Source organism: Pseudaeromonas paramecii (assembly GCF_039540575.1).
Lineage (GTDB): Bacteria > Pseudomonadota > Gammaproteobacteria > Enterobacterales > Aeromonadaceae > Pseudaeromonas > Pseudaeromonas paramecii.
The window spans coordinates 337,697-351,793 of record NZ_BAABFC010000001.1; the positions used below are offsets into that span (position 1 = coordinate 337,697).

General features: G+C 58.0%; 18 protein-coding genes and 1 pseudogene. 5 read left to right on the forward strand and 14 right to left on the reverse strand.

Going from position 1 to position 14,097, the window contains the following annotated elements:
- Positions 1-6 precede the first annotated feature (6 nt).
- The 10 genes from ABD847_RS01560 to ABD847_RS01605 form a co-directional block, all read right to left on the reverse strand.
- Positions 7-939 (reverse strand): S49 family peptidase, encoded by a 933-nt coding sequence (locus ABD847_RS01560; RefSeq protein ID WP_345009364.1) that lies wholly within the window; start codon positions 937-939, stop codon positions 7-9.
- On the reverse strand, positions 927-2,180 hold the full coding sequence (locus ABD847_RS01565) for a phage portal protein (protein ID WP_345009366.1): 1,254 nt from the start codon (positions 2,178-2,180) through the stop codon (positions 927-929). Before ABD847_RS01565 ends, ABD847_RS01560 begins: the two co-directional genes overlap by 13 nt.
- Complete coding sequence (locus tag ABD847_RS01570) at positions 2,180-2,371, reverse strand: hypothetical protein (RefSeq protein WP_345009368.1); 192 nt, start codon at positions 2,369-2,371, stop codon at positions 2,180-2,182. The genes ABD847_RS01565 and ABD847_RS01570 overlap by 1 nt, the downstream gene beginning before the upstream one ends.
- Positions 2,365-4,086 (reverse strand): terminase large subunit, encoded by a 1,722-nt coding sequence (locus tag ABD847_RS01575; RefSeq protein ID WP_345009370.1) that lies wholly within the window; start codon positions 4,084-4,086, stop codon positions 2,365-2,367. The genes ABD847_RS01570 and ABD847_RS01575 overlap by 7 nt, the downstream gene beginning before the upstream one ends.
- A gap of 9 nt (positions 4,087-4,095) precedes the next feature.
- Positions 4,096-4,581: a phage terminase small subunit P27 family gene (locus ABD847_RS01580; protein ID WP_345009372.1), complete on the reverse strand. Its 486-nt coding sequence runs from the start codon at positions 4,579-4,581 to the stop codon at positions 4,096-4,098.
- A gap of 95 nt (positions 4,582-4,676) precedes the next feature.
- Positions 4,677-5,069 carry an HNH endonuclease gene (locus tag ABD847_RS01585; protein WP_345009374.1) on the reverse strand — a complete coding sequence of 131 codons (393 nt, stop codon included), beginning with the start codon at positions 5,067-5,069 and terminating at the stop codon, positions 4,677-4,679.
- Complete coding sequence (lysC, locus tag ABD847_RS16825) at positions 5,050-5,307, reverse strand: Rz1-like lysis system protein LysC (RefSeq protein ID WP_425568352.1); 258 nt, start codon at positions 5,305-5,307, stop codon at positions 5,050-5,052. The genes ABD847_RS01585 and lysC overlap by 20 nt, the downstream gene beginning before the upstream one ends.
- Positions 5,189-5,596: a hypothetical protein gene (locus tag ABD847_RS01595; RefSeq protein WP_345009378.1), complete on the reverse strand. Its 408-nt coding sequence runs from the start codon at positions 5,594-5,596 to the stop codon at positions 5,189-5,191. Before ABD847_RS01595 ends, lysC begins: the two co-directional genes overlap by 119 nt.
- On the reverse strand, positions 5,593-6,054 hold the full coding sequence (locus tag ABD847_RS01600; RefSeq protein ID WP_345009380.1) for a glycoside hydrolase family 24 protein: 462 nt from the start codon (positions 6,052-6,054) through the stop codon (positions 5,593-5,595). The genes ABD847_RS01595 and ABD847_RS01600 overlap by 4 nt, the downstream gene beginning before the upstream one ends.
- Entirely contained in the window at positions 6,038-6,367 is a 330-nt protein-coding gene (locus tag ABD847_RS01605) for a phage holin, lambda family (protein ID WP_345009382.1), read from the reverse strand. Before ABD847_RS01605 ends, ABD847_RS01600 begins: the two co-directional genes overlap by 17 nt.
- A gap of 471 nt (positions 6,368-6,838) precedes the next feature.
- On the opposite strand from ABD847_RS01605, the gene ABD847_RS01610 reads away from it, so the two are divergent.
- The 4 genes from ABD847_RS01610 (at position 6,839) to ABD847_RS01625 (ending at position 9,685) form a co-directional block, all read left to right on the forward strand.
- Entirely contained in the window at positions 6,839-7,081 is a 243-nt protein-coding gene (locus ABD847_RS01610; RefSeq protein WP_345009384.1) for a hypothetical protein, read from the forward strand.
- Positions 7,082-7,295: 214 nt separating this feature from the next.
- Entirely contained in the window at positions 7,296-7,718 is a 423-nt protein-coding gene (gene umuD / locus ABD847_RS01615) for a translesion error-prone DNA polymerase V autoproteolytic subunit (protein ID WP_425568353.1), read from the forward strand.
- A 3-nt stretch (positions 7,719-7,721) separates the two neighbouring features.
- On the forward strand, positions 7,722-8,981 hold the full coding sequence (gene umuC / locus ABD847_RS01620; protein ID WP_345009387.1) for a translesion error-prone DNA polymerase V subunit UmuC: 1,260 nt from the start codon (positions 7,722-7,724) through the stop codon (positions 8,979-8,981).
- Between the two features lie 341 nt (positions 8,982-9,322).
- Complete coding sequence (locus tag ABD847_RS01625) at positions 9,323-9,685, forward strand: hypothetical protein (protein WP_345009389.1); 363 nt, start codon at positions 9,323-9,325, stop codon at positions 9,683-9,685.
- Positions 9,686-9,732: 47 nt separating this feature from the next.
- Here the strand turns inward: ABD847_RS01625 and ABD847_RS01630 are convergent.
- Positions 9,733-11,071 (reverse strand): annotated as a pseudogene (locus ABD847_RS01630) (IS4 family transposase).
- A 106-nt stretch (positions 11,072-11,177) separates the two neighbouring features.
- Positions 11,178-12,236 carry a DNA-methyltransferase gene (locus ABD847_RS01635; protein WP_345009391.1) on the reverse strand — a complete coding sequence of 353 codons (1,059 nt, stop codon included), beginning with the start codon at positions 12,234-12,236 and terminating at the stop codon, positions 11,178-11,180.
- Between the two features lie 457 nt (positions 12,237-12,693).
- Here ABD847_RS01635 and ABD847_RS01640 point away from each other — a divergent pair, with 457 nt between their 5' ends.
- Positions 12,694-13,137, forward strand: coding sequence for a DUF3465 domain-containing protein (locus ABD847_RS01640; RefSeq protein ID WP_345009393.1), 444 nt, complete (start codon positions 12,694-12,696; stop codon positions 13,135-13,137).
- A 57-nt stretch (positions 13,138-13,194) separates the two neighbouring features.
- Here the strand turns inward: ABD847_RS01640 and ABD847_RS01645 are convergent, their stop codons facing one another.
- Together ABD847_RS01645 and ABD847_RS01650 are read right to left on the reverse strand one after the other, a co-directional pair.
- On the reverse strand, positions 13,195-13,791 hold the full coding sequence (locus ABD847_RS01645; RefSeq protein ID WP_345009395.1) for a DUF2335 domain-containing protein: 597 nt from the start codon (positions 13,789-13,791) through the stop codon (positions 13,195-13,197).
- On the reverse strand, positions 13,754-14,059 hold the full coding sequence (locus tag ABD847_RS01650) for a hypothetical protein (protein WP_345009397.1): 306 nt from the start codon (positions 14,057-14,059) through the stop codon (positions 13,754-13,756). Before ABD847_RS01650 ends, ABD847_RS01645 begins: the two co-directional genes overlap by 38 nt.
- Positions 14,060-14,097: the final 38 nt, after the last annotated feature.

Sequence of the window (14,097 nt, forward strand, 5' to 3'; positions counted from 1 at the left end):
GCAGGGCTAGAGCGTGACTTGCTGATCCATGGCGCGGGCCCGCAGGCCGATACGCTGGGTAGGCGTGTTTTCTTGAGTCACCTTGGCGGCCAGGGCGTTGATGAAGTCTTGCGGACTGGCCAGTTCGTCGGCGAGCCCAACGCCAATGGCCTCTGGACCGCTAAACAGTCCGGCCTGGGTGGCGATCACCGCGTCAGTAGCCAGGCCGCGGTACTTGCTGACGGCATTGACGAAGAGGTCGTAGGCCTGATCCAGCCGATGATTAATGGCACTGACGGCGCCATCGCTGAGGGGCTCATGGGGAGAGCCGTCATTCTTGCGCTCGCCCCGGTAGAAGGTGGTGAAGGTCAGACCGACCTGTTCCTCCCACTTGGAGACCTCCATGTGCTCCATGATCACGCCGATGGAGCCACACCCGCCGGTCTCGCTCACAACCACCCGGCCGCAGGCCGCCGCGATAAAGTAGGCTGCCGAGTAGGCACCGTGGTTTACCAGCGCGGTGATGGGCTTGGCGCCTCGGTTGGCATAGATGTATTCCGCCAGCTCCTTGCAGCCTACGGCCATGCCGCCACCAGAGTTGATATCCAGCACGATCTCCTTGACCCGCTCGTCAGCCAAGGCGGTAGCAATGGCGCCCCGCAGGCGTTCATAGCTGGTCAGCTCGCTGCAGGTGGCGTCGATCTGGCCACGCCGCGCCACCAGGATCCCGTGTACCGGGATGATGGCAATGCCTGCGATTTGGTAGCGGGACTCTCCTTGAGCCTCCAGGGCAGGAACCGGCTCTGCCGGCATCGGATTGGCGGCCAGGATGTCGGCATGCTGGCCCAGCAAACGCGGGATCAGCAGAGTTTTAACCGAGGCAACGATGCTGGAGGTGGCATACAGCGGCTGCCCAAACGCCATGTCGGCCAAATGGGGAAAGTTGATCAGCTTCGGCATAGGATGGCCTCAATCTCGTTAAGTTGTTCGGCGGTAGCCTTGGTGATGCCGTCTGGCAGCTTGCCGGTCTGCACCATGTTCAGCGGCGTCAGATAGATGTCCCCACCGGGGATCGGAGACAGGTTCTCCAGCCGGCGGATGTCGTTGACACTGAGCCAGCCCCACTGGCGACCCAGGGCATAGGATTCGTAGCGAGACTTCTGATCCCCCCGCAGCATGCCGGAGACGTTGAACTCGATGTAAAACTCTCGCCGTTCGCTGGGGAGCAGCAGATCACGCATCATGGCGCCCTCGATCCGCTTGAGCCATGCCAGCAGGGTGTAGATGACGAACTGCAGCCCCTGGTGCTCGATGTTGTTGTTGGTGGCCCGCTCCAGATCCCCAATCATGTGAGGCGGCACCTTATACAGGCGACAGATCTCACTGATGCCGAACTTACGCGACTCCAACAGCTGGGCCTGTTCGTTGTTCATCGCCAGCTGCTTGTACTGCATGCCCTCCTGTAGCAGGGCCACAGAGAAGGCATTGCGCAGGCCGGAGTGCCGCTCGACAAACTTGTTCAGAAAGGCATCTACCTTGGTCTGTGAGTCGAACTTGGCGCCGTCCTTGGGGCTCTCGATGACGCCGCTTAAGGTGGTGCCATTGGCAAAGACCCGGCTGGCATGCTCATCCACGGCCATGGTCAGGCCTATGGTGTCCGGATTGGTCTGGATGGGAGACAAGCCGACGAAGCCATCCAGGGAGAAGGCTTTGACGTGGTGAACCTGACGCATGGAGAGGATGGCGTTACCCTCCCCCAGCAACTGGTAATAGGGCAAGCCATCCGGCCCTTTGAGCACCGCCACCTTGTCCGGATTCACCGGGATCAACTCGGTGATGAAGCCGTTCCCGTCCCGGTCAATCAGGCTGTAGCTGTTGCCGCGCAGGCCAAGATGGCCCATGCGTTGCTCGTTGAACTCAAAGGCGGGATCTTTCTGGTTCGGCTGGTTATGGATCAGGTCATACAGCGGATGATCGGCTGCCCGCTCCCGCTTGTCGCCGCGACGTTGATAGAGCTCGCAGGGCAGCTGGGCGACAGACTCAGCCAGCAAGGTAACGCAGGCCCGGACAGCGGCAACCGCGATGGCGGTCTCTGGGGTGACCAGCACGCCAGACTTGGCGGTACGGCCAACCATGGAGCTCATCCACTGGCTGAAGTTGCCGGCCTTATTGCCAGCGCCAAACATCATGGGCAGAAACATCAGCCGGCCTCCCGCTTACGCTTGGCTTCCTGCTTTTGCAGGGCCACAGCCCGGCTCATCATGGCAGACCAAATCATGGCCAGGGCACCAGATGTCAGTAACCCTGCAGGCGGATAAACCAGCCAGGCGCCATAGGAGAGCAGTGCCGCACCTAACAGGCCGACAATGAAGATGGTGAGCTGGATCAGCATAGGACGTCCGAAGTTTCGTAGATGGAGCGGTTGTCTTCCCGTTCGGGCACCATGGCCCGACCGATGGCCATGATGAGGGCCACAGCGCCGTCGATTTTCTGATCGGCAGATTCCTTGATCGGCCTGACCATGTCGTCATTACCTGGCAGGTGCTTGCCGATGACGTTGCCAATACACCAAGTCAGCAGACTATTTCCGTCATGGTGGAAACGACCGGATTGGATTGCCGCCTCCAGCTCCTTCATGGGGGCAGACATGTTCTGGTAGTTCTGGGTAATGGTGATGGGGCTCATGCCCTCATCGGCCAGGCTATGCGCCAATGCCGTCGCCCCAGTCGGATCTAGCGGGGTTTCCAATACGTTGGCGATCCGTTGGGCTTCTTTGGCTTCTTCCAGGATTTCCCGGTAATCCACCTCGGCCCCCTCGGTGGCGGCCAATTCGCCCATGTTTTGCCACTTCTGGTACCGCTCCGCCAGGCGTCGATTGTCGGTGTTGTTCACCGTGTCTTCTGGTACCCAGAACTGAGGCGCGACACTGTAGTAGTGCCGGCGGCCATCGATGTCTCTCCAGAATATCCGCGCCATGGAGTTCATATCGAGCTTACGCGCCAGGTCAAAAGCCAGGATGCATTCTTGTCCTTCGAACTGTTCCAGGCTTAGGGTTCTATCCTCGCACTCCTGCCAACGCTGCAAGTTGAAGAAGGCTGTCTTGGCCGATACCCAGACGTTCAGGTGCTTGGTCTTGAACTTGTTGGCGAAGCGGGCCGACTTGATGGCCTTGGCCTGCTGGGCTCTCAGGTAATCTTCGTAGACCGAGATCCCCATGTTGGGGTTGGCTTTGGCCAGCACCCGGGGATCCGTCCAGTCATCCCCCTCGTCCAGGGTGAAGATGACACCAAACAGCTCGTCATCAGGCACTGTGCCAGCCAGCATCTCAATGACTTCCCGCCGCTTGTCGTAGCAGGGCCCATCGATGTTGTAGCCGGCGGTGGTGATAATCCACATTAGCGGCTGCTTACGAGCCCCCATGCCGGTGATCATGGTGGTGTAGAGGTCGTCGGCATCGTGCTCGTGGTATTCATCCACCACGGCGCAGCTGGGCGACTGGCCGTCTCCCGGGTTCCCGATCAGCGGTTCGAACCGGGCCCCATCGGCTGGGATGTTGAGGTTGGAGGCGTTGACCTCGATCCCCCAGCGTTCCAGCAGGAAGGGGGTGCGCTTTGCCATCAGCCTGGCTGGCCTGAACACCTCCCAGGCCTGCTTTTCTGTCGTGGCACCGGAATACACCTCGGCGCCGAACTCGTTGTCGGCGGCAAAGCAGTAAAGCGCCACGCCGGCGGAAATGGCCGACTTGCCGTTCTTTCTCGGGATCTCGGTGTAGACCTCACGGAACCGCCTCAGACCAGTTCCCTTGCGCACCCAGCCGAAGGCGCAGCAGACGATGAACAACTGCCATGGCTCTAAGGTGATGAGCTGGCGCTTGAAGGCCCACTCCCCCTTGGTGTGCGGTAACAGCTGGATGAATCTGGCGGCCCGCTCGGCTTTGTCCTTATCGAACCTGAAGCGAAACTTGGCCGACTTTTCCTTGGCCAGATCGTCAAGGTGGCGCTGGCAGGCCTGGATGACATAGCGACAAGCCGGGATCTTTCCTCTCGTCACATCACGCGCGTACTGGTTCGCCGCATTGACGAGCGGGTAACTCTTGCGTGCTGCCATACCTAGTCCCTAGAACTCGTTGAACGGGTTGGCCTCTCCCTTTTTCTTACCGCCACCGATAAGACGCGATCGGCTAGAAGGATCCAGGCCAAGCAGGGATCCGAAGGTGGTCATCTGCCGAAGTGATTCATTCACCACCGTACAGGCCGGGTTCTTGATCGGGCCGCCGGTCGCCCCTGCGACCACCAGGCCATGCATGGCAATCTCTCGCTCGGCCTGCCGCCAGCGAGAGTAGGCGGCACAAAATGCTTCCAGGTTGTGGATGTCCGTCAGGCACAGCACCTGCGCACCGCACAACTCGGCGATCAGCATGTCCCACATGGTTGAGGCCAGTTCATCTTCGGCCAACCAGTCCGGGCAACTGACCCCAGCAACCGAGGTGAAAGTGGGCGCCTCATGGTTCAGCGCCCGCTTACCTGGATTGCCGGCAAGCAGCTTCTTCTCGGTAGGCTTGGGCCGACGTCCACGGCCAGGAACAGCGGCTTTTCCAGCCATCTGGCCTCCGTTTTAATTTTTTAATTTCGCGGGTGTAAAAATTTGACGAGGCGGAGCAGTGGTGAGGTCGAAAAGTTGGAAGGATTTAGCCCCCCCTACCCCCTGGTTTGCACTGGTTTGGTGCTGGATTGGCGAGCATCAGATGATTCCGATTGGGTCTTTGCTGCATGACAACTTCGGCAGATGGCCTGCAGGTTCGCCTCATCGTCCGTCCCGCCTGCCGCCTTGTTGACGATGTGATCTACCTCGGTAGCGACGGTGATCCTGCCCTTGGCAAGGCACACCTGGCAGAGGTAACGATCTCGCTCCAGCACTCGCTGCCGACGCTTGCGCCAGGCCCAGCCATAGCCGCGGTCTTCAGCGCTGACCTTGGCCACCTTCTTCCAGCCATCCGCCAGATGGGCATGCTCCGGGCAGTAGCCGTGGCGCTCCGTGGTCAGCCGGCTGCAGGTTCGCTCCCGACACACCTTAGGGATCCTGGCTGGCATCATGCCCTCCGACGTATTGAGGATCCCGGATGGCCTGCTTGTCCCGGTTGCACTGCTCCAGCGCCAGGATCACCTGCTCCACATACACGGGGCACTGACCATATTGCTCGGCCCAATACTCAGGGATCGGGGTGGGCGCCACCAGGCTGGGCGCTACCGGCTTGCAGGGCTTGGTTGGCAGTACTGACTCGCTCGCGCAGCCGCTCAACAACAGCGACAGGAATAGGCTCAGCAGCACAGGGAACACCCAGCTGCAGCTGCTCAAGCTCCCGTTGCAGCTTAGAGGACCGCTGCCCCATTGAACGCTTGTCGCGTTCTGCCTGGTCGATGGCATGCAATGCCTCCTGGTAGTTCTGCTCAATCTGACGGGTGGCCGCCTGTTGCAGCTGGAAGTTCAGCCTGGACTGCTCCAATGAAGCGGAAAGACTGGCGGCCTCCTCGGTCTTTGCCTTGGCGAACCAGAGCAGGCCAACCAGGCACAGAACCACGGCCAGCCCACCGACGAGACGCCAGGCCAGAGCGCTCATGCGAGCACACCACCGAATGACTGGTACTCGGCCAGCAGCCGCTCCAGCGTATGTTCCCGCTGGCCATAGCCGGCGCCAGGCAGGCTGGCCCAGATGTTGGAACACTTGGCGATGGCTACCGGGATACGCCCCGCCTTCACATCCTCCAGCGCCTTCTGCTCACGGATCAGCTGAATGGCCCACTTGTCCTGGCTCACCGGCCCGAAGTCCGGCAGGCCCAGCAGTTTCTTGTAGTGGGACCAGTAGCGAGACAGGAACTGGTACCGCCCAGCAGCAGTGGACTTGAGCCGCGGCGTGACCTGCACCAGCACATTGGGGTGATCGGCATAAGAATCGAAAAAGCCGGCAGGGTTCACCAGCTTGTTGTAACCATCGTCCCCCAGGCCAATCGTGCCCTCACTCCACGCCAGCATGTCCAAGAACGCCTTCACGTTCGGCACATCATTGATTCTGGCCATCGCCGCCCACCCTCTTGCTCAGTACCTGCTCAGCCATGGAGCGCATCTTGTCCACGCCGAGAAAACCCACCATGCCGCCGATAAAGCCACTGGCCGAGGTCGGAACCCCGATCCAGTCCATGGCCGACATCAGAGAAAGGCTGATGGCCCCGCACATCAACGACTCCAGTACCCGCTGGCGCTGGCTGCCACCGGAGTAAGTCACCCGCAGATAGGCCGTGATCAACGCCAGCAGGAAGCCGTAGAGGGCCGGCTGATGCTCCATCAGCCAAGTCACCAGGAAGGCCAACAGGCCCGGGTCTTTGGTCGGCATTCGCATATCCACCACCCCGCCAGGGGCCAGAAACGACAAAGCCCCGGCAAAAAGGCCAGGGCTCAGGAAAAGGAAAACCCGCTCTAGGCGGGTTCAGTGCGGACTAACCGCAGCATGGGAATTTATACAGTATTTCTGGGAGGTCTGCAAGTACCGCCTATAACTGCTTCTGTCTCTCATTGGCATATCAGGCACAGGAACCAAGAGAGTTAAATGAACCCGACACATTTTTAAAAAAATTTATTTATTATCAACGACTTACACTAGCACTGTGATGAGAGGATTTAAGTCTCAGTTAATTATTCAAATATATCAATGCGTTACAGATTATCGCGTTAATTGACTTTAATAATGCTTGCTGTAGGCGAAAGAAATGGCTATTTTGCAAATAACCCTCCGTTGGTTTCTCCGGCAAGAGCTAGACCTTCGGTGGGGACACTGAAAACAGCCATCTCTAGAGGAATTGTACATATGAACGACCGTGAAAAACAACTCGAATACAGAACCCGTCAGCTGGAACGCCAGATGAAGGGAGTACAACGCCAAGTTCGGGTTCTTGAAGCTCGAATGGAAACAGCGGAACGCCAGCAAGACCTCCGTGTACGCAACTTGGAAATCAAAAGCGCAGTTCAGTCAGGACTGTCTCAAGCTAAGGTTGCGGAGATCTTTGATCTGAGTGCTGCACGTGTGAGCCAAATTGTCAAACGCGCTTAAGCAGCTCTTCCATTAGTTAGGTAAAAGTCCCGCATCGCGGGACTTTTTACATTTAGATCTACTGCTTTGTTTCTTTGAACCTCATGATCAACAACAACTTCCAGTCGCTAAGTTGAAGAAATGAGCGTGTTGTTTTGATCACCTAAATAGCTGCAAGGTGCAAACCTAAAGCCTTATACTGTTCATATGTACAGTATGAATGCGGAAGCGCACCATGTTCTTCACACCAGCTCACGAAGCTCCACGCCTGGAGCTCCCCTTGTTCCTGTCTCCGGCGGCTTGTGGCTTCCCTAGCCCGGCACAGGACTACATCGAGCAAACCCTCGACCTGAACGAGCTGTGCGTTGCCAGGCCGGCGGCCACCTACTATGTCCGGGCCCAGGGCAACAGCATGATCAACGCAGGGATCCACGACGGAGATCTGCTCATCGTCGACCGCTCCATCACCGCCCAGCACGGCGACACCATCATCGCCAGCCTGGGTGGCGAGTTCACGGTCAAGGAGCTGCAGCTGCGCCCCTACCCCGCCCTACTCCCGGCCAACCCCGAATACCGCCCGATCCTGCTCGACCCTGAGCAAGAGCTGGAGGTCTTCGGCGTGGTCGTCTACGTCCTGCACAAGCAGTTCAAGCGATAAGCCATGCCGACCCCAATTGCCCTGGTGGACGTCAATAACTTCTACGCCAGCTGTGAACGGCTATTCAGGCCCGACCTCAAGGGCCGGCCCATTGTCGTGCTCTCCAACAACGATGGCTGCGTGGTGGCCCGCAGTGCCGAGGCCAAGGCCATGGGCATCAAGATGGGCGTCCCCTACTTCAAGATCCGCGGTGAATACGAGGCCAAGGGGGGCATCTGGTTCAGCTCCAACTACGGCCTCTATGGCGACATGTCCCACCGGGTGATGACAGTGCTGGAGAGCATGTCCCCCCGGGTTGAGACCTATAGCATCGATGAAGCCTTCCTGGAACTGGGCGAGACCTGGGCCGGCAACCTGATCGAGTACGGTCTGGCCATTCGCGCCAAAGTCCTCCAGTGGACAGGGCTCACCGTGGGCGTCGGCATCGGCCCCACCCGCACCCTGGCTAAGCTCGCCAACTATGCCGCAAAGAAGTGGCCGCAGACCGGCGGCGTGGTAGACCTGAGGGACGAGACCCGCCGGGCCAAGCTCATGACCATCACCCCGGTGGATGAAGTGTGGGGCGTAGGTCGCCGGCTGGGCGCCCGGTTCAATCAGCAAGGCATCCAGACCGTGGCCGACCTGGTGAGCAGTGACACCAAGACCATGCGGGCCCGCTATGGCGTGGTGGTGGAGAGAACCATTCAAGAGCTGCGAGGCCACCCCTGTGCCGACCTCGCCATCGAGCCCGATGCCAAACAGCAGATCGTCTGCAGCCGCAGCTTCGGCGAGCGCGTCACCGACAGAACCACCATGTATCAAGCCTTGGCCGACTACATGGCCCGGGCCGGCGAAAAGCTCAGGGCAGAACAGCGCTGCTGTCGCACGGTCAGCGTTTTTATCCGAACCAGCCCCTTCAACGGCAACGAGCCCTACTACGGCGACCAGGCCACCACCAAGCTGGCGGTACCCACCAACGACACCCGCGTTCTGCTCCACCAGATCGCCCACCTGCTGGATATGATCTGGCGGGATGGCTACCGGTACCAGAAAGGCGGCGTCATGCTCGGCCAGTTCACCCCCATCGAGAACCAACAAGGTGATCTCTTCGATACCGGGTCGAATGATCGCCTGATGGAGGTGCTGGACAAGATCAACAACAGCGGCCTGGGGAAAGTCCGGTTTGCCAGCCAGGGGCTGGACCAGCATGAGTGGTTGATGAAGCGCGAACGCCTAAGCCCCGGCTACACCACTCGATGGGAAGACCTGCCTGTCGCCAAGTAAGTCCGAGAGAACATGCTCAAAAGTAACTCTATAGCTTAGTCATGAGACGATGAGCAAATCAAACCGGCATACCAATAGAAAACGGTATCATTTTGCGATTTTTTTTAATTAATTCAGCCGTGTGAAGCAGGCCAAAATCTGACAATTCACGCAAAAATATAGGCTGAATGAGTCCAATTGACTGTGCTAGGTTGTTATTACATCAGCGGTGCAGAGCACCAACACAGGTAAATCAAATGTTAAACAACAACCAGGTTTTGATCACTCAGGCGCTGTAAGGGATGCCTTAATTCCTACAGGGCGCCTGTTACTAAAATCCCTATAGGAACGAGGAGTCTTTTATGACTGATTTTCGCCCCCCATGCATGCATGATGAGCAGCAAAACCCGTTGTCTCCTATCACCTCTGCAAGAAAAAAACTGACTCGCCGCCCGAAGCCCAAACAGAAAGGTCGTGCGGATAACTCATCTTCCTCGACGCAAGCACCGCTTGCACCGCCGGGCAGCCGGTCGAAGAGAATGTTTTTACTTGAAATCTTGCAGATGATGTTGATGCGGCCGTGGAGATACTCGTTGGCCTTGTTGGTAACCACTGGTGGGATAGGGCTGATCACCTTCTTGTGGTTTGCATACATGCCCCCAGAAGGCTTCTCTCGTGTCCTGATGCTTATCAGTGCAGTTAAAAGTACTCTAGCCATCGGCTGACAATCAATATAATAGCTTTGCAAAGCCCCCATCCCGGGCAATGCTGTTCACTTAAGCGGAGCTGCCTTGCGATCCACCGGATAACGGGTCTTCGATATCTTCACCGCCCTAGGCCTTGATGGCCTGGGGCGTTTTTCTATGAACATACTGCCAATGCAACCGCGCAACTCGTTTAGTCGTCGCTGGGTATGCGATGGCGACAGGGCGCCAGCCATGATGGCCAACTGATTGGCAATGAACTGGCAGGCAAATTTAAAGCTGACCTCATTGGGTGCTCGCAGATGGGCCACGGCCGCCTGACTGGCCTCTCGTCTGACCAAGTTGTATCCCAGCAGCAGCCCCCACAGTTCCTGATAAACCAAGTCCACCTTCTTGCTTCTAAGCGTCATGGCGTTGTGCTGCATCGCGCTTTTGATATCCCTGAACCCCAGTTCGATTTCCCAGCGTTCATGATACAGCGCAGACACCTGAGCCGCGCTGAAACGCGCCGCTGGTAGGGAGGTAAACACCGTTTTCTCCTTGCCGGCCACCTCATAGCTGACCGCTCGAACTTGCCACTGCTCCGGTAGCGCTGGATTTTTTTTGCGGGCCTGGGGCGAGACCGTCATCTGCAACAGACGGTCGCCCTCGCCATAACGCTTGAGCTCCGTATACACCAATCCCTTGCGTTCCGGGATGAGCCAGTGTCGGTTGGCCGACTCATTCTGGATGTGGAGCAACAGGTCAGCACTGAAAAAGCCCTTATCCAACAGGGTCACCGAATCATCCGGCAGGGAGTGGATAAATTCACTGGCCAGGGGAATTTCTCCCTTGCGATAGGGACTGATAGCCGCATTGGCAATCACATGGGAGCGGACATTCATCAAGGCGACTAACCGCAACATCGGATAAGGCGTCTGCCGGTCGGTTGATGTGTTGCCTGAGCCAAAAATGGGCCCGGAGTTCAGGTGTGTCTTGGGTTCTGAACAAGGCGCCGTCGACGGCAAACACCTGTAAGCCATGCCACAGGTCTTCGGGGTAACGCTCACGCCCCCAGACATCGGCGCACTGCTTGAACAGCCACGCTAACGGCTGCTTGCCAAGGCGTTGTCGGGCCTGGGACAGCGCACTATCAGCCAGTAACGCTTCGTTGGCCAACCCCTCGGCGCAGATGTTGAGCCGTCGCGCGACCTCGGAGATGGGCTCATTGCGGAAAAATGCCATCCCGACCACCAGCCACAAGACCAGGTCGGCAGGCAAGCGACGTCGGCGGATGGTAGCCTTGGCAGACAGTGCCGCAGCGGCGTTAATCCATTCATCAGGAATATGCTCGGCAAAGACCGCCAACCGAGCCATCGTGTTAGCCGATGCCGCCATGACATCGTTCAAGTCGTTCGCAATAGACATAAAAAATCCGGAACCAATAACGGGTTCCGGATTTTCCTACAGTGGGAGGATCGGTCAATGGATCCTTAACTGATCAGCATTGCCCATCCCGGGGGCTTTGCTTTATCTACTGCCCCAACGCCTCCAGCATCTCCCCACACGTCTGCTCATACCTGGGCTGTTCCAGCTCCACGCCGATGAACTGGCGGCCGAGGGCGACCGCGGCTTTGCCGGTGGCGCCGGACCCCATGAAGAAGTCACCCACCACCTGCCCCTCCCGGCTGCTGCACTGGATGATGTGCCGCATCAGATCCTGGGGCTTCTCACACGGGTGCTTGCCCGGGTAGTAGGCCACCGGGGCGAACTGCCACACATCCGTGTAGGGCACCTCGGCAGAGACAGCGAATGGCCGGCGCAGCTGCTCATACTCCTGCTTCAGCTCATCATATTGCCGGGCCAGGGCCTGGTACTGCTTGCCCAGGTCGGCATACTCCGACTGCAGGGCCTCATAGGGCCGCTCCAGCGCCGCGGCCTTGCCGGCAAACAGCCGCTGCAACGCCTCATACTGCTGGGCAGACGGCAACTGCCACTGGCTATAGCTGAACCAGTGAGAGCACATCTTGGTACCGGTGGCCGCATTGATCTCCGCCGCCGACACCCCCAACGCCTCCTTGGCCTGGGCGAAGTACTCGATCAACGGGGCAAACACCCCCTTGCGCAACTCGGCACACTTGGCCGCATAGCCACTGCATCCCTTGGCCATCCCCTCCGCCCCATAGTGCTCGGCAAACAAAATCCGCTCCGTGGACGGGAAGAATGCCCGCAACTGGGCCTTGTTCTGCCGGCGCCAGGGCCCGTTCGGCTTGGCCCAGATGATATGGCTCAGCAGATTGAACCGCGCCTTCACCAGCTGCTCCGTCTCCGCAGCCAGCTTGTGGCCACAAAACAGATACAGGCTCCCCGCCGGCCGCAGCACCCGCCAGCAGCCCAGCAACACCTCATCCAACCAGGCCAGATACGCCTCCACCGACGGCCACTGGTTGTCCCACGCCTCCCCCTTCACCCGGAAATACGGCGGGTCCATCGCAATCAGATCCACACTGTTCTCGGCCATCCCGGCCAACACCTCCAACGCATCAGCGCAATACAGGGTCACAGCCCCGCCCTGGAGCTCCTTCTTCACCATCGGCTTTCTCCGTCAGACACTCGATGGTGTTCCCGGTTTGAACTGTCTTGCACCGTGGGCACTTCACCTCAACCATCCCATTAAAACGGGCCAGCAACTTGCCACAGCGGCAACAACGAAAATCATGAAGTAATTCAGTCATCAAGCTTTCTACCTGTGGTAGGCTCAAACCGCTCTCTGCAGAGTAGCGGTGGGCCTTGGATCGGCTCGTGACCTTACACATGGGCCGGTTGGCCGCCTTGGTGTTACAGCACCCTGGCGGTCGCCCATCTTCACTGCATACAAAAAAGCCCCGGCAACATGCTGGGGCTTCGTCTATTGGCCATCGGTAATACCGCAGCCTGTATATTTATACAGTTGCCTTTCTGGATTTTCAAACAGTCACCCGTCATTCACAACAGAAGCCCATTCGGCTCCCGCCGTGTATCATGGCATCAGTCAAATCACCGGAGCCCACATGAAGAAGCTACTGCTTATCGCCATCCTGGCCCTGGTGGCCTATTACGTCGGCCAGACGCACAAAAACCCCACCATAGCCCCAACCGCCACAGCAGAAGCCATCCAGGATGGCTCCGCCCTGCTGCAAGCCGCCTACCAGAACCAGCAAAGCGATCTGCAGGTTCAAGGCGCCGGGCAGGTCAGCCGGATCCTGCCAGATGACAACAAAGGCAGCCGCCACCAGAAGTTCCTGCTCCGGCTCGCTACCGGGCAGACCATCTTGATCGCCCACAACATCGACCTGGCCCAACGCATCGGTGGCCTGCAAGAGGGTGACACAGTGGAGTTCTTCGGCGAGTACGAGTGGAACGACAAAGGCGGCGTCGTCCACTGGACGCACCATGACCCGGGCGGCCGGCACACCGACGGCTGGCTCAAGCACAACGGCACCCTCTACCAGTAAGCTGCTTATAGGTATAAAAAAACCTCGCATGTAAGCGAGGTTTTTTGAGGGAACGGCCTATTCATCGTCGGGGGGTGAATCGTTAGAACTTCCTTGGCTAGGTAGCACACGCCCAAGCACAAACACCGCAGCCAACCCCACCAAATCGATAGCCACCAGAGCCATCGCAATGCCTGTGTGATTGGTAGACGCCATCACTACCGCGAAAATCAGAACAAACAAGGCAATGGTAAAACCCAGGTATTGCCCACGGCGCTCTCTGGAAACGGCGCCATCTACCATTGTCTTTCTCAACTCCAACTCTTGGGCACGCAGCTCCATCTCCCGGTTCTGCAAGCCGTGACGATGAGTTTGCTCACGCTCAGACATTTTCAAAATACGTTCCGCAGCCCCTGCATGGACCTGTTCATAAGCCGCAAACTCTGATGACTCAGGCAACGGACCACTTCGGCGCATCTGTGTAACCTGAGCAAATACAGCCTGAACTTTTGGACTGTTTGCCAGACGCTCAACCAGTTCAGGCCGCTCATCAATCATCTGCTGGACAATCAGCTCATCGTGATCGAGATCAGCGGTATCGCCGTCAGGTTGCTGACCTAGAACCTGATCGGTAACGTCATCCTGCAACTTTTTGGCTGCGTCTTTCTCTGTCATAAGACTCGAATGCCTTCTCCATATCTCTACCAATCGAGATCCAATCCGACCTCAACGATTCCTCATCATTCATCTTGTTGACGGTTAGCTCAACAGTCAATTTGTCAATGTAAACAAGATGTGAAGGTATTTTTTTGCCAACAGGCCGAACACGACGCTCATACTCATGCAGATACGAGTCTCCATGCTCATCGCCAGCTGGGCACATATCTAATAAAGAACCGGCGCCAATGACCAGATCCAGGCTAAGCCCTTTCCGTCTACTCATAAGCCCTCCGTAAGTGCATGAAGTACCATGCAGTAATC